The 19,638-nt window shown below is 68.7% G+C and carries 18 protein-coding genes; 11 read left to right on the top strand and 7 right to left on the bottom strand.

Annotated elements, in window-relative coordinates; translation table 11 throughout:
• Positions 1 to 18 precede the first annotated feature (18 nt).
• Positions 19 to 1,080 (bottom strand): pseudaminic acid synthase, encoded by a 1,062-nt coding sequence (pseI, locus tag AB4070_RS04815; RefSeq protein ID WP_441979127.1) that lies wholly within the window; start codon positions 1,078 to 1,080, stop codon positions 19 to 21.
• Positions 1,081 to 1,210: 130 nt separating this feature from the next.
• Between pseI and AB4070_RS04810 the strand changes: the two genes are divergently transcribed.
• Together AB4070_RS04810 and AB4070_RS04805 are read left to right on the top strand one after the other, a co-directional pair.
• Entirely contained in the window at positions 1,211 to 1,909 is a 699-nt protein-coding gene (locus tag AB4070_RS04810) for a hypothetical protein (RefSeq protein ID WP_441979126.1), read from the top strand.
• Positions 1,910 to 1,955: 46 nt separating this feature from the next.
• Positions 1,956 to 2,321 carry a hypothetical protein gene (locus AB4070_RS04805; RefSeq protein ID WP_441979125.1) on the top strand — a complete coding sequence of 122 codons (366 nt, stop codon included), beginning with the start codon at positions 1,956 to 1,958 and terminating at the stop codon, positions 2,319 to 2,321.
• 18 nt (positions 2,322 to 2,339) lie between these two features.
• On the opposite strand, the gene AB4070_RS04800 is transcribed toward AB4070_RS04805, so the two are convergent.
• The 3 genes from AB4070_RS04800 to AB4070_RS04790 are packed head-to-tail and all read right to left on the bottom strand — an operon-like array spanning position 2,340 to position 5,792.
• Positions 2,340 to 2,930, bottom strand: a complete 591-nt coding sequence (locus tag AB4070_RS04800; RefSeq protein WP_441979124.1) for a hypothetical protein — start codon at positions 2,928 to 2,930, stop codon at positions 2,340 to 2,342.
• A 4-nt stretch (positions 2,931 to 2,934) separates the two neighbouring features.
• Positions 2,935 to 3,897: a glycosyltransferase gene (locus tag AB4070_RS04795; protein WP_441979123.1), complete on the bottom strand. Its 963-nt coding sequence runs from the start codon at positions 3,895 to 3,897 to the stop codon at positions 2,935 to 2,937.
• Positions 3,894 to 5,792, bottom strand: coding sequence for a glycosyltransferase (locus AB4070_RS04790; protein ID WP_441979122.1), 1,899 nt, complete (start codon positions 5,790 to 5,792; stop codon positions 3,894 to 3,896). Before AB4070_RS04790 ends, AB4070_RS04795 begins: the two co-directional genes overlap by 4 nt.
• Before the next feature lie 151 nt (positions 5,793 to 5,943).
• Between AB4070_RS04790 and galE the strand changes: the two genes are divergently transcribed.
• Positions 5,944 to 6,933 (top strand): UDP-glucose 4-epimerase GalE, encoded by a 990-nt coding sequence (gene galE / locus AB4070_RS04785; protein WP_441979121.1) that lies wholly within the window; start codon positions 5,944 to 5,946, stop codon positions 6,931 to 6,933.
• 13 nt (positions 6,934 to 6,946) lie between these two features.
• On the opposite strand, the gene AB4070_RS04780 is transcribed toward galE, so the two are convergent.
• Both AB4070_RS04780 and AB4070_RS04775 read right to left on the bottom strand, forming a co-directional pair.
• Positions 6,947 to 8,245 carry an O-antigen ligase family protein gene (locus tag AB4070_RS04780; protein ID WP_441979120.1) on the bottom strand — a complete coding sequence of 433 codons (1,299 nt, stop codon included), beginning with the start codon at positions 8,243 to 8,245 and terminating at the stop codon, positions 6,947 to 6,949.
• Positions 8,242 to 9,657 carry an O-antigen ligase family protein gene (locus AB4070_RS04775; RefSeq protein ID WP_441979119.1) on the bottom strand — a complete coding sequence of 472 codons (1,416 nt, stop codon included), beginning with the start codon at positions 9,655 to 9,657 and terminating at the stop codon, positions 8,242 to 8,244. Before AB4070_RS04775 ends, AB4070_RS04780 begins: the two co-directional genes overlap by 4 nt.
• A gap of 69 nt (positions 9,658 to 9,726) precedes the next feature.
• Here AB4070_RS04775 and manA point away from each other — a divergent pair, with 69 nt between their 5' ends.
• From manA to AB4070_RS04755, 4 genes are all read left to right on the top strand, one after another.
• Positions 9,727 to 10,857 (top strand): mannose-6-phosphate isomerase, class I, encoded by a 1,131-nt coding sequence (gene manA / locus AB4070_RS04770; RefSeq protein ID WP_441979118.1) that lies wholly within the window; start codon positions 9,727 to 9,729, stop codon positions 10,855 to 10,857.
• 161 nt (positions 10,858 to 11,018) lie between these two features.
• Complete coding sequence (locus tag AB4070_RS04765; RefSeq protein WP_082108760.1) at positions 11,019 to 11,339, top strand: WhiB family transcriptional regulator; 321 nt, start codon at positions 11,019 to 11,021, stop codon at positions 11,337 to 11,339.
• A gap of 107 nt (positions 11,340 to 11,446) precedes the next feature.
• Positions 11,447 to 14,461, top strand: coding sequence for a glycosyltransferase (locus tag AB4070_RS04760; RefSeq protein WP_441979117.1), 3,015 nt, complete (start codon positions 11,447 to 11,449; stop codon positions 14,459 to 14,461).
• Complete coding sequence (locus AB4070_RS04755; protein ID WP_441979116.1) at positions 14,458 to 15,843, top strand: DUF5719 family protein; 1,386 nt, start codon at positions 14,458 to 14,460, stop codon at positions 15,841 to 15,843. The genes AB4070_RS04760 and AB4070_RS04755 overlap by 4 nt, the downstream gene beginning before the upstream one ends.
• A gap of 60 nt (positions 15,844 to 15,903) precedes the next feature.
• Here the strand turns inward: AB4070_RS04755 and AB4070_RS04750 are convergent, their stop codons facing one another.
• On the bottom strand, positions 15,904 to 16,332 hold the full coding sequence (locus tag AB4070_RS04750; RefSeq protein ID WP_441979115.1) for a hypothetical protein: 429 nt from the start codon (positions 16,330 to 16,332) through the stop codon (positions 15,904 to 15,906).
• 77 nt (positions 16,333 to 16,409) lie between these two features.
• Here AB4070_RS04750 and AB4070_RS04745 point away from each other — a divergent pair, with 77 nt between their 5' ends.
• The 4 genes from AB4070_RS04745 to AB4070_RS04730 all read left to right on the top strand — a co-directional run bounded on the left by AB4070_RS04745 (position 16,410) and on the right by AB4070_RS04730 (position 19,604).
• Positions 16,410 to 16,616: a DUF3499 family protein gene (locus tag AB4070_RS04745; protein WP_021199833.1), complete on the top strand. Its 207-nt coding sequence runs from the start codon at positions 16,410 to 16,412 to the stop codon at positions 16,614 to 16,616.
• A 101-nt stretch (positions 16,617 to 16,717) separates the two neighbouring features.
• Positions 16,718 to 17,644, top strand: coding sequence for an efflux RND transporter periplasmic adaptor subunit (locus AB4070_RS04740; RefSeq protein ID WP_441979114.1), 927 nt, complete (start codon positions 16,718 to 16,720; stop codon positions 17,642 to 17,644).
• Positions 17,620 to 18,393: an ABC transporter ATP-binding protein gene (locus AB4070_RS04735; RefSeq protein WP_441979113.1), complete on the top strand. Its 774-nt coding sequence runs from the start codon at positions 17,620 to 17,622 to the stop codon at positions 18,391 to 18,393. Before AB4070_RS04740 ends, AB4070_RS04735 begins: the two co-directional genes overlap by 25 nt.
• Positions 18,390 to 19,604, top strand: coding sequence for an ABC transporter permease (locus AB4070_RS04730; RefSeq protein WP_441979112.1), 1,215 nt, complete (start codon positions 18,390 to 18,392; stop codon positions 19,602 to 19,604). The genes AB4070_RS04735 and AB4070_RS04730 overlap by 4 nt, the downstream gene beginning before the upstream one ends.
• The last annotated feature ends 34 nt before the right edge of the window (positions 19,605 to 19,638 follow it).

The following is a 19,638-nucleotide window of genomic DNA, read 5'->3' as shown; positions in this document are numbered from 1 at the left end:
TGGAGCAGATTCCAGGAGCTAGAGCAGGTCCCAGGACAGAGGGGTGCCTCGGTCCGCATCGCGAGTGAATCGACGCCCTTCGACCAGTCCGTAGGCCTCCGGTGCCAGACCGCCGGCGGGGCGGATCGAGCGGACGTTCGCCGCGCTGACGACGTCGCCGGCGCGGACATCCGCCGTCACGTACAGGGACCGGCGGAGTGCGAGGACGGTCTGCTCCTGCGGTGTGGGACCGAAGGCGGTTCCGCTTCCTGCGGCGATCCGTGCCTGCTCCGACGCGCTGACCAGCGAGGCGAACTCGGCGGGACTCAGGGAGAAGTCGGCGTCCACGCCTCCATCGCCCCGGTCGAGGGTCACGTGCTTCTCGATCACCACGGCCCCGAGAGCGGCCGCCGCCACGGCGACCCCGATGCCGAGGGTGTGGTCGGAGAGCCCGATGGGCACGTCGAAGGCCTCGCGCAGCGTCCGGATGTTGCCCAGTCGCGCCTCCTCAGGGATGGCGGGGTAGGCCGCCGTGCAGGCGAGCAGCACCAGCTGCGTGTTGCCGGAGTCGCGGATCGCCGTCACCGCGGCGTCGATCTCGGAGAGAGTGGCCATCCCCGTCGATACGATCATGGGCTTGCCCGTGCGAGCGACCTCGCGGAGGAGCGGAAGGTCGACGATCTCCGCGGACGCCGTCTTGTAGAGCTTGACGCCGAGACTCTCGAGGAACTCGACGGAGGTCGGATCGAATGGTGTGGAGAAAGGGATCAGGCCGTGCGCGGCGGCGCGCTCGAAGATCGGCGCGTGCCACTCCCACGGCGTGTGCGCCTCCTGGTACAGGGAGTACAGATTGCGTCCACCCCAGAGATCGTGGTCGCCCTTCACACGGAACTCGGGGCGGTCGGAGTCGATCGTGAGGGTGTCGGCGGTGTAGGTCTGGATCTTGAGGGCGTTCGCCCCGGTCGATGCCACGGCATCCACGATCGCGAGCGCTCGTTCGAGATCTCCGTTGTGGTTGCCCGACATCTCGGCGATCGTGAACACGGGGGAACCGGGGCCGATCTTCGCCGAGGAGAGATCGATGGTCTGTGCAGAAGTCACGCCGACAACTCTAGACGGGGGAGTTCCTCGAAGATGCGACCTGCGTTGCGCGGGGAGGTGCGCTCCGGCCCCGCGGACTGCAGGACCGTAATTCCGGATGGGCCGGAATATTGCCCTAAGCTGTGGGTCTATGGGGCGTGTGACGGAGCTCGTCGGGGACGAGCGTGGGACGACTGGCGAGGAAGCCTTCTACGACCGCCTTCGACCGCTCGTGGAGTCGTTCGGCCGACCCGAGGGGATCCGCCGAGTCGCGGTGGTGGGAAATCAGCCTCTGGACGAGTCTTCGGAACGTGCGGAGCGGATCGACTCCGCAGACCTCGTCATCCGCGTCAACGGCTTCCGCATGGATGACATCGATGGGCCGGCGACCGTCGGGCGACGCGTGGATGTCGTGGTCTTCAACCGTGGTGTCCGACCCACCCCGTGGTTCTTCTCGGACTACACCGACCGTCTCTACCTCATGATCGAACCGGGACGTCTGCTGTGGGAGAACCCGAAGACCCCCGAGTTCTGGCCGCCGGACCTGGGCATCGTCACGATGCCGAACCGCGAGGTCATCCTGCCTCTCGGCGAGGCGATGGGGGTGGATCCGCACCAGGGCGGACAATGGGCGACCACGGGCACGGTGATGCTCTGGATCGCGACCAGACTGTTCCCTGATGTCGAGATGGATGTCACCGGGTTCTCCTTCGTGGACGCGCCGGAACAGACCGCCTGGAACCACGCGTACGGAGACCCGTCAGCCGTCGGGGCCGAACACCGCATCGACCTCGAATCCATGCTCGTGCGCGAGTGGATCGATTCCGGGCGCATCTCTTATCACCGCTGATCTCCAGACCCGACCATCACCAATCACCCGAATGATTGAGGACTGAATGCTGAACCGAATCCGTCGACGGATCGACGCTGCCGTCGTGCGCCGCGTGGATGCCAGAGTGGACGCGCGCCTCGAAGAGGCCTTCGCGAGCCTCGAGCGCACCCGCGCCGACTATGAGGCTCGCTTGGCCGGCAACCAAGCAGACTTCTCCTACATTCGCTCCGAGTTCGATCGCATCGCCCCGCAGGTCGCTGCGTTGGAGCAGCGCTTCGAGTGGCTGCGTCATCAGCTCGACCTCGCGAACGAGGATCCGGAGAGCGACCTCGTGCGGGCGAGAGCCGAACACGAGCGGGCACGTATCCGGCTCGAGCTCGCTTCGCACTATGAGGAGCGTCTCCGTCGTCTCGAGTCGCCCGCTCGATAGCCGCGGGCGACTCGGAGGCTAGAAGCCGGCGAGGCTGCGCAGCTCGTCGACGCTGACGCGTGCGGCGTCGACGGCCTGACCCACGTTCGATCCGGAGGATACGGCGGAGCGCAGCGCACTCAGTCGGCTCGAGTACTCGCGCGTCGTCGCGTCCCAGTCCTCGGCGATCGACGACGGCGGCAGCGCCTCCGTCAGGCGCTGTGCGTCTCCCTGCATCGTGTTCAGGACCGATTCGAGATCTCCATCGCCTTCGGAGACGATGTCCAGCCCGACCAGCGCGGATTCCAGCCACACGCCGACGCGGTCGCGGAACGCGGGAAGCGACGGATCCTGCACGGGTGGGGGAGTGTCGACCGGAGTCGTGGGATCGGGGGACGCGGACGGAGGCGCGGACGGCGTCTGCGTCGGCGTCGGGGTCGTCGTCGCCGTCGGAGACGTCGAAGCGCCCGGCGCCGGTGACCCGCCCCTGGGAAGGAGGAAGAACAGCAGCGCGGCGACGACGAGCAGGGCCAGGACGGAGAGGCCGATGATCAACCAGACTCGTCCGCGATTGCGCGGCTTGGGTTCGATGGGGGCCCAACGGAGCTCGGGCTGCGGTTCGTCGGTCATGGCCTCATCCTTCCAGCGGAGCCATCGGCTGCCAGGACCGATCGCGGGCGAGTCTGCCGCCTTCTCTCAGGCCTCGGAACAGGTTGCTGGTGCCGCGGACCGTCCTCTCCACGAACACCAGTCGGATGAGCTCCTTCGCGAAGGTCATCGCCGTCCCCAGACCGAACAGCACCGGGTTGTAGACGCCGTGCACGCGGTAGTAGTTCTTGATGTAGGCGCGATTGCGCATGATGTAGAAGCGGTAGGCGTTGCTCGACGCGTTCATGTGCCGGATGCCCATGTCCCACTGCTTGATCTCGCGGGTGCGGCGCAGCACGAACTCGTCCACGATCACCGCGGTCGTCTTGCGGGACGCGAGCCACCCGTACATCTGGTCGTCCCAGTAGATGAAGAAGCGCGGGTCGGGCAGGCCGATCTGGGCGACGACGGAGCGGTGGATGAACATGCCCTCGAAGCAGCCGCTGTTCATCTCCTTGTAGCCGGAAGTGTCGAAACCGGACGGTGCGAACGGGATCGGGATGCCCATGCGCTCGGCGATGCGGTACTGCCAGTAGAACTCGCTGCCGTCGTAGTCGTAGCGGCGTCCCTGGATGCTCTTGAACCGCGGAGTCCAGAAGCCCATCCTGGCCAGGCCGTCCGGAAGGACCTCGACGTCGTCGTCCATCATCCAGATCCACTCGGAGCCGAGGTCGTATGCGGTGCGCATTCCCTCGCTGAAGCCGCCTGATCCGCCCGTGTTGGTGTCGAGACGGCGGTACACGATCTCGGTACCGATGCCCTCACGGAACGAGTCGACCACGTCCGTGGTGTCGTCCACCGACGCGTTGTCGATGATCACGATACGACCCGGCTTCGGGTCCATCGCGGTGATGCTCGTGAGCAGTCCGGTGAGAAGGTGCGAGCGGTTGTAGGTGACGATGACGATCGTCGCCGTGGTCGGGTCGAATGCAGCGGGTGCCGCGGTCATGCCTTCTCCTTGAAGATCTGCTGCCAGGACGTGGAGGAGACGAGCTCGGGGAGCGCGTCACGATAGTGCTTCTGCAGTTCGGGCCAACGGCGGCGCAGCTCGGCGTGCAGCCGGAGGGAGTCGCGGAGCATCCGGCGGTGCGTGCGCCTGTCACGGATGTAGAGGAGCTTTCCGGCGGAATCCGCGGTCTCGACGAGCGCACTGTCGACGCTTCCCAGCCGCCACCAGACGGCATCCTTCTTCCGGAACTCCGTCTCGGGGGCCGTGACGTTCTCCGGAGCAGGACGGTGGAACCAGTTCGAGACGAGTGTGGAGAGGGTCAGCCACCGCAGCTTCATCCCCTCGGGGCTCACCGGTTCGTGCAGGTACCGGCGTCGTCCGGTCCGCGGGCGCCCGAGGTTCGACGTGTCGTGGTGCACGACCGTCTCCGGGAAGTCGGACGCGATCGCCCGGGCTGCGGGCATCGCTGTCGCGAGGCTCTCTCGCAGATGACGCGGCCCGGATAGGACGTCGCGCAGTGCCTTCGCGCGAAGGGCCACGGGGTAATACTGCATCATCATGAGGTGTTTGAGGTCGACGCGACGGCTGTGCACCAGGAGTCGTCCGCTGCGGGGGGCGTTCGAGTGCAGGAGCGCGGCGACGATCCGATTCCGGGCATGGAAGTACGCCTGCCAGTCGATCATGTCGTCCTTGTGCACCCACGACACGTGCCACAGGGCGACGCCGGGAAGCGACACGGTGCGGAAACCGGCCTCGCCCGCGCGCAGACAGAACTCGGCATCGTCCCACTTGATGAACGCCGGCAGGGCGAGTCCGACTTCGCGGATCACCTCGAGCGGGATGAGACACATCCACCACCCGTTGTAATCGGCCTCCATGCGCGCGTGCAGGAACGGGGAATCACGCAGGCTCGCCGTCGCGAAGTCGTGGGGCATCCGCTCCGGGTTGGTGTCGCCCCAGGCGAAGGCCAGCTCGTCGACGACCTCAGCCCAGCCGTGCAGTGTGCAGCGTGCCATCAGGTCGAACATGTGGCCACCGACGATGGTGGGCTCGGTCGTGAAGCGGGCGAACACGATCGAGCGACGGAGGGACTCAGGCTCGAGTCGGACATCATCGTCGAGCAGCTGCACGAACTCGCTCTCCGGACGCAGGAGCGATTCCTGCATGGCCCGAGCGAATCCACCGGATCCGCCGAGGTTGTCCTGCCGGATCACACGAAGCGTGTCGCCGAGGAGGGCGGAGACGGCTTCATATCCATCCTGCTCGGCGACCAAACGGGTGCCTTGGTCGACGAGGAAGATGCGGTCGACCAGCGACAGCACATCGGGGGACGATGCCAGCGTCCTCAGCGTTTCGATGCAGTAATCCGGCTTGTCGAATGTCGTGATCCCGAGCGATGCCTTCCCGGTGCGGACCGGCTCGTGCTCCGTCTCCCAGCGCGCACCGACCAGGACGACGGGCTCCTCATCCGCGACGACATCGAACCAGATCCAGCCGCCTTCCTCGTGGGGGCCGAGATCGAGATCGAAGGTCGTCGTGGCGTCTCCCACGACGGAGCGCGCCTCGATCCGGTGGGACTCGCCTTGCGCATCCGAGCGATGCAGCTGCACGGTGCCAGAACCGGCGGAGCGCACGGTGAGACGCACGTCCCGCACGCTCGTCCAGTGGCGCCAGTACGCGGCGGGGAAGGCGTTGAAGTAGGTGCTGAACGACCAGGTGCTCTTCGCCGGGATCCGCGCACTGGAGCGGTCGAGGATGCCCTCGATCGGTGTGATCGCGGCATCAGCGGCGGGTTCGTCCTCAGTGCCAGGTCGATGCTCGGCGTCCACGTAGAGCGGGAACACATCGGGGTCGTCGCCACCGGGGAAGACGACGTTCTGCAGGACGTATGCCACGGTTTGGTTTCTCCGATGTTGGTGTCACAGGCGGCCGTCGTGGGGACAGCGGCCGGACTCGACGAGCAGAGAGTAGCCTACCGTCCGCTCCCTTCAGATCAGCGGAGAGGCTCACCTCGGTGGCGAAGGGGCGACGGTTAGACTGGCTGCGATGAAGGTACTGATCACCGGCGGCGCCGGATACATCGGATCCACGGTCGCCACCGCGTGCATCGAGGCTGGCATCGACGTGGTCATCCTCGACGACCTCTCCAAGGGGCTCCGAGCCTTCTGCGAAGGTCGCGCGTTCTACGAGGGCGACATCGCCGACCCGGTGGTCCTCGGGCGTCTGCTGGGCGATCACCCCGATATCGATGCGGTGATCCACTGCGCTGCGCGTATCGTCGTGCCCGAGTCGGTCACGGATCCTCTCGGCTACTACGAGACCAACGTGGGGAAGACGATCGTGCTGCTCCAGCGTCTGCGTGACGCGGGGATCCCTCGCATCGTGTTCAGCTCCTCGGCTGCCGTCTACGAGGGGGAGAGCGGTGCGGGGGTCGATGAGGACGCTCCGCTGGCTCCCTCGAGTCCCTACGCCACGACGAAGGCGATGGTCGAGCAGATCCTCGAGGATGCGGCGTCCAACGGCGACTTCCGTGCGATCGCCCTCCGCTACTTCAACCCCATCGGCGCCGATCCGCAGATGCGCACCGGGCTGCAGAACCCGCTGCCTTCGCATGCGCTCGGGAAGATCATGCAGTCCCATGCCGCAGCCGAGTCCTTCTCGATCACCGGAACCGACTGGCCGACCAGGGACGGATCCGGGCTGCGGGACTACATCCACGTCTGGGACCTCGCGCTCGCACACGTGGCGGCCGTCGAGCGGTTCGACGAGGTCGCGACGGCGGACGACCCCTATCGGGTGATCAACATCGGTACCGGGGAGGGCGTGACCGTCCGCGAGCTGGTGGCGGCCTTCGAGCGGGTCACGGGTGAGGCTCTTGCCGTCGTCGAGACCGCGCGGCGTCCCGGCGATCAGGCCGGTGCGTTCGCGATCGTCGATCGTGCGGCTGAGGTTCTCGACTGGCGTGCCGAGCGCTCGGTGGACGACGGGGTCCGCGACGCGATCACCTGGGCGGCGAAGCTGCCCTCCGTCCGCTGACGGCCCTCTTCGGCTACTCCTGCGGCCGGAGCGTCGGTATGGCGCCCGTGTGCGCCGCATCGATGTTCTCGCGCCAGGAACGCGACTGTCCTGCACGCAGTGCGCACAGCACGAGCATGAACCATCCGGCGCCGACGAGGGTGAAGCTCTCGAACATGGAATCGACCGCCAGCGTCACCAGCATGATCGGCGTCCAGGCGTACACGACGGAGCGGCGCGTGCTCGCCACGAGCCAGGAGCGGATGAGAGCGACTCCGCCCAGCAGGAGGAAGAGCACCAGCCCCGCGGCGCCGAGCTGGAGCAGTACGTCGAAGAAAGCGTTCAGAGCGCTCTGGTGGCGGTCGTCGAGTTGGAAGTTGATGTAGGTGAACGGGTACTCGCCCCGTGCCCAGTCACCGAACCATCCCCACCCCTGGACCGGTTTCACGGCGACGAAGTCGAGGATCGTGTTCCACAGCGAGCCACGGATCGAGAAGTCGGAGCCCGCATCGAGCACGGCGATGATCTGATGGCGCAGCGCGAACGCCGCGGCGAGGGCGAGGGTGACGACGACGCCGAGCGTCCACTGCACGATCGTGCGACGGTCGGCCGGGGTATGGCGGACGATCGTGAGGGCGACCGTGACGACGCCGACGGCACCGGCGAGCACGAGGACCGTGGGGGAGGAGGACAGCACCGCCAGGAAGCTCGCGAGTGCGATCGACGCCACGGCGAGCGGGGCCTTCACGGACTGCGTGCGCCACTCGATCACGAAGGTGATGAGCGCGATCACCGCGACGAATCCGAGCATGTTGCGGCTGCCGAAGAGGCCCTGGATCGGGCCGCCGACAGCGAGATTCCCCTGGATCCCGAGGAAGGTGAAAGGCAGGTCGAGCAGCACGCCGGACAGGATCTCCACTGCGAGCGACGCGGCCAGGAGCACCCGGAGCGTGTCGCCGATCGCGCGGACCGTCTGGAGCGTGTCGCGCACGTGGCCGATCGTGATGGCGAGGAACGCGAAGCCGAACAGCGACATCCAACCGAAGATCGTGTCGGACTTGTCCGTGGTCCAGAAGACGCTCACGAGGGCCCAGGCGAGGAAGGCGAGCAGTGACGACGGCGCGATGCGCAGCAGTGACAGCTCGTCGCGACGTATCCAGAGGATGGCCGCTCCCAGCAGGCAGAGCGCGGCGATGATCGTCGCGAGCGTGGTCGCCGACGTCATCTGCCGGATGGCGTAGGACCCGAACACGGCAGCCAGCGCTGCGAGCGTGAAGGCGCGTGCCAACTCCACGGAGCCGAGCAGCCGCACGATCGGGCGTGCCGACGTCACGGCACCCGCCGCTGCCGAGTGCCGCGTTCGAACAGCAGGTCGCGTTCGCCGACGCCGACCAGCGGCACCGACTTGAGCTTGAACGACAGCAGCACGAGCAGCATCCAGCCCCACAGCATGATGGGCGTCGACTCGGTCAATCCCTGCACGAGCAGGACCACCGTGAACAGACTGGGCAGCAGGGTCAACGGCGAGAACGGACGTGCGTCATCGAGGTCCCAGCGGGGACGATCGACCGCGAAGAACCAGGAGCGCCACAGCAGCGTGCCGTAGGCCACCGCCATCAGCACCACTCCCACCACGCCGAGCTGGAGCAGGACGTCGAGCCACATGTTGTGCGCGTGGAACACGGTGATCCCGTGATCGGTGATCCACCGGTCGAAGGCGGGATCGTCGGGGATCCACGGGCTCGAGAACCCGTTGCCGACCATCGGGTGCTCGGCCGCACGCTCCAGCACCTTGGTCCAGATCTTCTCGGATCGTCCGGTGAGGTCGCTGCTGCGACCGAGAAGCCCCAGCAGTGGCTCGCGCAGCAGCCAGATCCCCAACGCTGCGACCACCGCGCCGCCGATCGAGACCACGTAGATGCGGGTGCGCGCTCCCGGAGTGCGGGCCCGCCGCATCAGCAGCGCGACAGCGAGCACGACGGCGACCGCCGCCGCGCATACGAGGGCCGTCGCCGATGCGGTCCGGAACAGGAAGTACGCGGCGAGAAGCATCCACAGGGCCAGCGTGGTGCGCCAGCGCGCCTTGGCTGCGAACAGCACCCCGAAGGTGATGATCGCGAAGAGCGAGATGATCGCGAGCAGATTCGCGTTCCCGACGATGCCCTGGATCCTGCCGCCGTCGAACAGGTTGTCGCGGACCCAGTACCACTGCGGATCGATCTTGCCGTCCGGGAGGGTGAGGAAGTTCGGCAGCAGCGGCCCGTGCAGCACCAGCGAGACCCAGAGCTCGATCGCCAGCGAGAGACCGAGGATCCATTTGAATGCCGACGAGAGGGCCCGGACGATCTCGTGCCAGGTGAGCACATGGGCCAGGAAGAGCGCGTTCACCGTGACGGCGGCGAGAAGGATCCAGGTGACGAGCGTGGGACCGCGCCACTGCGACCAGGCAACGGAGACGAGCGCGAAGGCGGTGTAGCCGAGGGCTGTCCAGGGCAGGCGCCGCCAGCGGAACGGCTGTGGGCGATTGCGGGCGAGCATCGGAATGCCGATGCCGAGAGTCGTGAGCGTGAAGACGGCGAGCGTCACGGCGGCCCCGTCCCGCCCGAGCAGGTTGTAGACCGCGGAGTGGGCGAAGGTCACGAAGAGCACGAGGATCGCATACCCGCGCAGCAGCAGATGCCCCGTCGACTCGCGCTCCGGCGCGGTGGGCGGGGCAGACACCGGATGCTTCGTGTACTGGGCCATCGCGTTCAGGCTACCGCGCCGTGCTCCGGGCGTCGCTGAACGCCGCAGCACCGCTCTACGCTGGGGTGCATGCTGCTTCGCCTCTCGAACACGCCCCGTGACTACGCCTGGGGATCGGACTCGCTTCTTGCCGGACTCGAGGGGCGCACGCCCACCGGTGCGCCGGAGGCCGAGGTGTGGTTCGGGGACCATCCCGGCGACCCCGCCGACGTCGCAGGCGCCGGCACGCTCGACCAGATCACCGGGGGCACGCTCCCGTACCTGCTCAAGCTGCTCGCCGCGGGGAGCCCGCTCTCGATCCAGGTGCACCCGACGATCGATCAGGCCAGGGCAGGATGGGAGCGGGAGAGCGATCTCGCCGCGGACGACCCGCGGCGCAACTATCGTGACGCCAACCACAAGCCGGAACTCCTCGTCGCACTCAGCGAGCGCTTCGAGTCCCTGAGCGGACTGCGTCCCGTTCCCCGGACGCTCGCGTTGCTCGGTGCTCTCGACGACAGCCACGGCGTCCAGGAGCTTCGGACGCGCCTGAGTGCGGAAGGCGACGCCCTGCGCGACGTGATCGCCTGGCTGCTCGGTGGCAGTGCCCGCGCTGAGGTCGACGACATCATCGCCGCGGTCGTCGCTGCGTCCACCCGCGCCGATGCGGGGGAGTGGGGCACGACTCTGCAGGCGATAGCGGGCGTGGCGCAGACGTACCCCGGCGACCCGGGCGTCGTGGTGGCGCTGCTCATGAACCACGTCGTCCTCGCGCGGGGCGAGGGGATCTTCCTCCGTGCCGGTCTCCTCCATGCCTACCTCTCCGGACTCGGCGTCGAGATCATGGCGGCGAGCGACAATGTGCTCCGCGGCGGACTCACTCCCAAGCGCATCGACGTCCCTGAGCTTCTCGCGATCCTCGACACCGCTCCCGGAGAAGTGCCGGTGCTGCGGGCGCGGGATGAGGGTCCCGTCACGGCCTACCCCGTTCCGGTGCCCGACTTCGCCCTCGAACGGGTGGTCGTCGACGGCGCCCCGCTCACGATCGGGCTCTCCGGGCCCACGATGGTCCTCGCGACGGCCGGTGAGGTGACGGTGACCTCTCCGGAGGGCGAGGCGCTCACACTCGCGATCGGGACCGTCGCCTTCGCGGACTCCGCCGAGGAGACGATCACCCTCACCGGCGCTGGTGAGGCGTTCGTCGCCGGACCCGGACGCTGACACGGGCTCATCGGACGGATCCGACACGCCGGTGACAGGTCAAGAACCTTAAAGAGTTCCTTGAGGGTTTACGATCCGCGACTTGACCGGAGCGAATGACACGGGTGTAATTAGTCATGCGCACGGCCCGCCGGGGGGCGGAGACAGGGTTGGAGATCGAGATGACGGGATACCGTTCAGACGTACCGGAGAACTGGTTCGTCGATCCGATCAACCTCGGTGTTCCCGGGGTTCGACGCGCGGACGCCGCGGAGGATGACAATGCCCTCGCCTGGCAGAGCGACGCGCTCTGCTCGCAGACGGACCCCGAGGCGTTCTTCCCTGAGAAGGGCGGCTCGACCCGAGACGCCAAGCGGATCTGCACCTCGTGCGATGTCCGTGGCGAATGCCTCGAATACGCTCTCAACAACGACGAGCGATTCGGCATCTGGGGTGGGCTCTCCGAGCGCGAGCGTCGCAAGCTCAAGCGCCGCGCGAGCTGAGCCGTCATCCGCTCCCCGGGGCAGAACCTCAGGGAATGCGTGGCTTCGCGGGCGCGCCGCGTCCAGTACGCAGACGTCGGCGGTCACGCGCATAGGCTGACGACGTCATGCCAGCCCGAGTTCACGCCATCATCGTCGCGCGCACTGGATCGTCCTCCCGAGCGCAGCTGCTCCGCACTCTCGACGCCCTCCGCGCTCAGACCACTCCTGCCGCCGCCGTGACGCTCGTCGTGTGCGGTGACGCATCGTCAGTGCGCGAGAGCGAGGCCGTCGCGAGCACCGTCGAGGGGATCATCGAAGCGCGCGCCACCACTTCCTTCGCCGAGGCCGTCGAGCTCGCGAGGCCCCGGGTCTCGGAAGGTTCGGCGATCTGGCTGCTCGCCCAGGACACCACGCCGCACCCGCGGGCGCTCGAACGCCTGAGCGGGATGCTGGAGCGCTCGCCCTCCGCCGCGATCATCGCTCCCAAGCTCGTGGCCTCGGACAACGACCGCGAGATCGTGTCGCTCGGCGTCAGCATGACCGCTCTCGGACGCTCGGTCGAACTCGCGGCGGGTGAACTCGACCAGGGACAGCACGACCGCTCGGACGACGCACTCGGTGCGGACGTGCGAGGTCTCCTCATCCGTGGCGAGGTCCGCGATGCCCTGCGGCCGGATCCGGCGCTCGCCGGAGCAGACGAGGGCCTCGACCTCGGAGTCCGTGCACGCTTGGGCGGAGGGCGCGTCGTGCTCGCTCCGGGCGCGCGGGTCTCCGTGTCGCCGGATGGTCCTGCCGCGCTGCCGTCCGGCCGATTCCGGCGGGCCTTCGTCACCCGGCTGGCGCAGCTCCATCGGCGTCTGGCTTATGCGCCTGCCGCAGCCGTTCCTCTGCACTGGCTCAGTCTGCTGCCGCTCGCGCTGTGGCGCTCCATCACCGATCTCGTCGCTAAGCGCCCGGAAGCCGTTCTTCCCGAATGGGGTGCAGCGCTCACGGCGATGTCGCGGTTCGGCGCGGTCGTGCGGTCGCGCGCGGCGATTCGAGCGTTCCGCACCTCCAGCTGGGCCAGCATCGCGCCGCTGCGAGTGACGTCGTCGGAGTTGCGGCGACGGCTGGACGATGGCCATGGGAGCGAGGGTGGTGCGGTCAGCGAACTGCGCTTCTTCTCGGGAGGTGGCGCCTGGGCCGTGCTCGCAGCGCTGGTGGTCAGCATCGCCTCCTTCACGAGCCTGCTGGCGTGGCCGACACTGGGGGGAGGGGCGCTGCTGCCCCTCCGGCAGACCGTGGGTGCGCTGTGGAGCGACGCCGCGTGGGGGATGAGGGATGTCGCCCTCGGCCTGGTCGGCCCGGCCGACCCCTTCGCCTCGGTCGTGGCCGTGCTGGGCTCGCTCTGGCCTGCCGGCCCCTCTTTCTCGGTGGTTCTGCTGTGGATCCTCGCGCTCCCGCTCGCCGTGCTCGGCGGCTGGTTCGCCGCAACGCGTGTGACCGATCGTGAGGGCCTGCGCATCTTCGCGGGAATCGCGTGGGCTCTCGCCCCGACCTTCCTCACCGCGCTCGTGGAAGGGCGCCCGACTGCGGTGCTGGTACACCTCCTGCTCCCGTGGCTCTTCCACAGCGCGGTGGTCGCGCATCGGTCCTGGGGTGCAGCGGGAAGCGCCTCGCTGCTCCTCGCCGCAGTCGTCGCCTGCGCTCCCTCGCTCGCCCCCGCCCTCGCACTGCTGTGGGTCGTCGCACTCGGCATCGTGCTCGGCACCGCGCAGTTCCGCGGTGCGGGGCGGTTGCTGTGGCTGCCGGTGCCCACGGTCGTCCTCTTCGCGCCGCTCGTGTTCTGGCAGCTCGCACACGGCACGCCGTTGGCACTGCTGGCCGATCCCGGACTCATCTGGGCAGGCCCGCAGGTCGCCGCCGACGCCGCAGGACGTCTCGCGCTCGCCGGCGGCTTCCCGACGCCGGGGCTGGCCGGATGGATGGAGATCGTCCCGCCTTCGATCGCCGTATGGGCTCCGCTGCTCTGCGCCCCCATCGCCGTGCTCGCGCTCGGCGCAGCGGTCGCGCCGCGCTGGCGTGCGGGGATCACCCTGCTCGTCGTCGCCGCATCCGGCCTCGCGACGGCCTTCCTCGCGGCCGGCGTCACCGTGAGCTTCGCTCAGGGAACTCCGGTCGCGATCTGGCCAGGGGCAGGGCTCAGTCTGGCCTGGATCGGCGTGGTCGGTGCCGCGGTCGTCACCCTGGACACCGCTCTCACCATGCCGCGACTGCGGATCTCCGCCGCGGTCGTCGCGGCGGTGGCACTGGCGGTATGCGCGATGCCCGCGCTCAGCGCGCAGCATACCGGCCGTTCGGTCCTCACCAACGGTCCCGATTCGACGCTGCCGGCATATGTGGCGGCGCAGGCGGCCGGTGATCGCCCGATCGCGACCCTCGTGCTGACCCCGCAGAACGATGGCGGGCTCGCCGCTGAGGTGACGTGGGGCGCGAGCGAGACCCTCGGTTCGCAGTCGACCTTGACCTCCACAGCCGTCGAGCCACAGGGCGCCGACATCTCGACGCTGGCCGTGGACCTCCTCTCCGCGCGCGACTTCGATGCGCCGGGTGCCCTCGCGGAGACGGGCATCAGTTACGTGCTCGTCGCCCAGGTCCCGGGAGAGGGCGACAAGGCGAGGGCTCTGCGCACCGAGGCCGTCGCAGCGATCGACCAGCGTGCCGGCCTCGTGCATGCGGGGACCACCGACCGTGGAGTGCTCTGGCGGCTGGAAGCCGAACCTGCCGCGCAGCCCTCCCTCACCTCGGCCCAGCAGGGTACGGCACGACTCGTGATCACCCTGCAGCTGCTCGCGGTGTTCGCCGCCCTCCTGCTGTCGATCCCGACCAGAGCATCGCGCCGCGCCGCACGTTCCCGCTCACGGATCGTCGGCCGTGTGCCGGACGAGCCGATCGTCCTGCCGCGGCACAGGGAGGACGCTGATCTCATCGACGAAGCGCCGGTTGGGACGATCGAGGACCCGCAGGACGAGCCCGCACTGAACGAGGACGCGCTCGCGCCGATCGCAGAGCCGGCGGGCGACGAGCCGTCTTCGTCGGGTACGGAAGCATCGACGGACCGCGGTGGACGACGCCCGACCTCGACCGAGGAGGACCGATGAGCAGTGGCAACCGCGCATTCCGAGTCGCCGCGACCGGTGCCAGGGTCATCACGGGCGTGGCGGTCATCGCCGCGTGTGTGATCGGCGTCGCGACGGCGGTGCACGCCCCGTGGCCTGTCATCGCGCACGACCCGGCACAGGTCGAGGTCACACCGGTCCCCGGTGACAGCATCCTCGTCTGCAACGGCGACCTCCGTGCACTCGGGCGCGACGCCGCGGCGCCGCTGGACATGCTCCCCGTCGCCTCGCCGTCCCTGACGACGGGAGGTACCGCGGGAGCTCCGGAAGCGGAACGGCTCGCGGTGACGGATCTGCCGGAGGCCGAGGGGCCGGAACAGCTCACAGGGCCGGTCGACGGGCGCACGGCGCCGCTGATCGCCGGAGCGGAGTCGATCACGATCGCCGCCGACGACCTCGCCGGATACGCCGCCCTCCCGTGCGGTCAGCCGCGATTGGAGTCGTGGCTCGTCGGAGGAAGCATCGACACCGGGACGGAGGACATCGTGACGCTGACGAATGCGGCCGATGTCCCGTCGACTGTCACGCTGTCGGTGTACGGACCCGCGCGGAGCACGCGGACGGTGATCGTCCCCGCGCGCTCGCAGACAGCCCTTCCCCTCACGTCGTTCACCACCGGCAACGACGTGCCCGTGGTGAAGGTGAGCGCTGTGGGAGCCCCGGTGCGGGCTGCCCTCCAGTCATCGCTGGTGCGGGTTCTCGACCCCGCGGGCATCGACCTTCAGGACTCGGTCCCCGGGGCACAGCAGAAGCTCGTGTTCACCGGGGTGGAGGCGTTCCCGGCGAGCGGCGACGACTCCGAGATGACTGTTCTGCGCGTTCTCTCGCCGGGCGTCGACGCTCGCGTCCAGGTGAAGGTCCGCGCGGAGGGGGAGGCGGGCCTGGCCGACGAGTTCACCGTCCCGGTCGAAGCCGATCTCCCGTCCCAGGTGTCCCTGTCCGGTCTCGAGCCGGGTCGGTACACGGTCGAGGTGGAAGCGGACGTGCCGCTCATCGCCGCAGTCCGACAGCAGGACGGATTCGGGCTCGACTCGGACTTCGCCTGGGTGATGCCGGCTCCGGAGATCGATGTCGACGTGGTGTTCGCCGTGCCGTCCGGTCCGGCGGCCAGACTGCAGCTCGCCAACACGTCCGACGCTGACGCCACCGTCACGCTCGAACCCGTGGGCGGGGGGCAACCACAGGAGATCGTCGTCCCGGCAGGCGAGACCGCCGGGGTCGCCGTCGCGGGGCGCACGACCTACCGGATGCAGACGACGGCGCCCGTGCATGCGGCGGTGGCGCTCACGGCTCCCGGCGCCATCGCGGTGATGCCCATCCAGACGAGCGCGGGCGGCGAGAAGCCGATCACGGTCTATCCCTGAGCGGCGCACCCCGTTCGGGGCAGCACGCCGGCAACGAGTGTCGTGGTGTCAGCGGTGGTATCAGTGGTCGTGGCCGAGGTCCCACGGCTCGCGGCCGACGTACTCGGCTGCTGCCCGGAACACGGCGCTCTCGATGGCCATGCGCCGGTGCGCGGCATCGTCGTGCCCTGGGGGCAGGAGCCGTTCGATAGGGAGTCGGAACAGCACGATGCGTCGGTTCTCGCGGTCGAGATACCACCGGGGCACTTCCTCGGTCGCGTCGAACCCGGGGATCGCGCCGATCTCGAACCGGACGTCCTGCAGTTCCGGCCAGGTGCCGCGGAGGAATTCGACGGCTGTGCCGACCGTGAGGTCGAACCGATCGATGCGTCCGTCGAGAGGAGCCAACGGCGGCCGCACGACCTCGCTACGGCCCAGGCGACCATGTCGCCCATGCCGTGCACCGCGCCGAGGAGCGGCGGTGGCGGGGGTGGCGCGTCGACGAGGCATGACGAAAGTCTAGGCGGTGGTGACTCGCCCGGCGCGGCATCCGTCGCCGCGTCGGAGTGCGCCGTACGCTGACGGAGATGGACGGACGACTGTGCTCGAAGGTCGGCTGCGCGCGAGAGGCCGTGGCCACCCTCACCTACGACTACGGCGATCAGATGGCGGCCCTCGGCCCGCTCGGTGCTGCGAACGATCCTCAGGCGCATGATCTGTGCTCGCCCCATGCCGACCGGCTCTCGGTTCCCGCCGGATGGCTCGTCGTTCGTCACGAGGCACTGCGCGCCTGACACCGGTGGATCGACACGCGGTCACAGCGGACCGCTGAGTTTGCGAAGTCTGGATACGCTGACCGCAGGCGTGCCAGGGCGGCGCGGCCGGAAAGGCACTCGTGATCGTCTGGCGTCGCTGGATCTTCCCCCTGCTTCTCGTCGTGGTCTTCGGCGCGTGCGCCGCGGCGCTCGTCAAGATCGCGTTCTTCCCCGACCGCGCGGAGAGCGTCGTCAGTCCCGAGGCCGGGATCACGGATCCCGTCGTGGCTGTCGAGCGCGGGTCGGTCGTGAACGCGTTGAGCCTGAGCGGGAATGTGGCGCGCGACGACGCCTTCGCTGTCCGAGGTGAGCTCAACGGCACCGTCCTCGCCGTGCACGTGGGGGAGGGGGCGACCGTGGCCGCAGGGCAGAAGCTGTACACCGTGCGCCAGGAGGAGCCGCGCAAGGACATCGACGTTCTCGCGCCCGAAGCCGGCGACGTGTCGGAGTTCGCTGTCGTCAAGGGCCAGGCCACCACGGTCGGCACCGAGACGTACAAGCTCACGCCCGCGCGCTACCACCTGCTCGCCACCGTCGACCCCGTGCAGCTGTACCGGCTCGTCAATGCTCCCAGCGAGGCCACGGTCACCATCACAGGCGGCCCTGCGCCGTTCGCATGCACCGGTGTGGGAGTCCAGGTGACGGCCGAGGGCACCGCGAATGTGCGCTGCGCGATTCCGGTCGACCAGACGGTCTTCGCAGGTCTCCCCGCGAAGATCGACCTCGCTCTCGGACAGGTCGATGATGCGCTGGTGATCCCGGTCACCGCCGTCCAGGGCGGTGCGGAGTCGGGGAAGGTCTGGGTCGACGCCGGTGACGGTTCCGACCCCGAGGAGCGGGCAGTGACGCTCGGCGTCAACGACGGCGTCATGGTCGAGGTGACCGAGGGCCTGGCGGAGGGCGACAGCATCCGTCAGTTCGTGCCCGGCTTCGTCGCGCCGGTCGAGGAGTTCTGCTACGAGGTCTCCCCGGGAGTGGAGCAGTGCGACACCGGGACCAGCTGGTGAGCCTGGTCACGCTCGACGACGTCTCCAAGAGCGTCCTGCTGGCCGACGACTCGAGCCTGGAGATCCTTCGGGGGGTCACCCTCGAGGTCGGCGCCGGTGATCACGTCTCCATCGTGGGCCGCTCGGGGTCGGGCAAATCGACGCTGCTCAACATCCTGGGGATGCTCGATGCGCCCACCTCCGGCTCCGTCGCGTTCGAAGGTCGGGAGGTGCGCCGGATGCGCTCCGGCCGCCTCGACCGCCTTCGCGGCGACAACGTCGGCTTCGTCTTCCAGCAGTTCAACCTCCTGCCGGGGCGTACGGCGATCGACAACGTGATGATGCCGCTCGGCCATGCGAAGGGGCGGATGTTCTGGAACCGTCGCCAGATCGCGGCCGACATGCTCGAGCGCGTCGGGCTCGGGCATCGCGTCGACCAGATCGCCGACAAGCTCTCCGGCGGTGAGCAGCAGCGTGTCGCCATCGCGCGGGCACTCGTCCGCAGACCGGTCCTGATCCTCGCGGACGAGCCGACCGGAGCCCTCGATATCGACACAGGGGCATCGGTCATGTCGCTGCTCGACGAAGTGGCGACGGAGACCGACGCGGCGCTGGTCACCATCACACACGATCTCCATGTCGCGGCGCGGGCGCGTCGCCACTACCGACTCGACGCCGGACGGTTGGAGATCGCCGACCTCAGCCGCGCCTTCGAGGCGTCGACCCTCGCCGCCCCCGTGCCCTCAGCCGCACCGGAGGTGGTCGCATGACCGGTTTCCTCGGCGCCCTCTCCGACGCCTGGGCCGAGATCCGTGTGCACAAGCTGCGCGTGCTGCTCAGCCTGATCGGGATCGCCGTATCCGTGGGCGCGCTCACCGCGGTCGTCGCGATCTCCGAATACCAGCGACAGTTCCAAGCCGAGCAGTCCGACCGGTGGGGCGGACGAGCGGCCACCGTCGTGGTCGCGGTCAACAGCGACGACGGCACGCCCGTCGACGCCGACGACTTCGATGCCCGCTTCGACCGCGTGTCCGAGCGCTTCGGTTTCAGCCACACGGCGCGCATCTCCCAGGGGCTGATGCTCGACGTCCAGCTCCCCGACGGGATCGTGCAGGTTCCGGCCCGTGTCATGGACCCCGCGTTCTCGCAGATCCATCGCGCGCGCCTGCTGGAAGGGCGATGGTTCCTCGATTCCGACAGCGAGGCGATGGCTCCGCCCGTCGTCATCACGGAGCCCCTGTGGGACCGGCTGGGGCGCGTGTCGTTGTCGCAGCACCCGACCGTGACGCTCGGCGGCCCGGCCGGTGGGACGTACCAGGTGATCGGCATCACTCCGCGCCAGGGCATGGGCGACGAGGAGATGCGCGTCGATGTGCTGTACGACTCCTACCGCGCCCGCGTGGATGCACTCCCGACCGATGCGTGGACGCAGTACGAGATCTGGATGGGGACCGGTGAGGTGGATCGGATCGCGCCCGTGCTCGCGATGGACCTCAGGGCGGGGCTTCCCGAGGGGCAGACGGTGTCGGTGAGCAGGTCCGACTGGGCTGCGCAGCCGGGGGCTCTGGATGCGCAGGCGACGTTCGAGATGGTCACCGGTGGCATCGCGGCCCTGATCCTCGCCCTCGGGGCGCTCAGCCTGATCAACATCCAGCTCGTGGCGATGCGTCAACGCGTTCGGGAGATCGGGGTCAGGCGCGCTTTCGGTGCGAGCTCGGGGCGGGTCTTCTTCGCGGTGTTCCTGGAGAGCCTCGTCGCCACGACGGTCGCTGGCGTGATCGGGATCGCGATCGTCGTCGCCGTGCTGCGCTCGGAGTGGGTCATCACCTCGATGTTCTACGGGATCCAGGACATCCCGCCCTTCCCGATGCGTGCGGCGCTCATCGGCCTCCTCGCGTCGGTCATCGTCGGTGCGGTGTCCGGGTTCATACCCGCCCTGGTCGCTCTCCGTGTCAAGGTGATCGACGCGATCCGCTTCTGACGCACGGGGAAGGTGCGGCGGACGCCGCGGTGAC

Origin of the sequence: Microbacterium sp. 2RAF4 (genome assembly GCF_052115285.1) — a bacterium.
GTDB lineage: Bacteria > Actinomycetota > Actinomycetes > Actinomycetales > Microbacteriaceae > Microbacterium > Microbacterium oxydans.
This window is presented reverse-complemented; position numbering and strand designations above follow the sequence as displayed.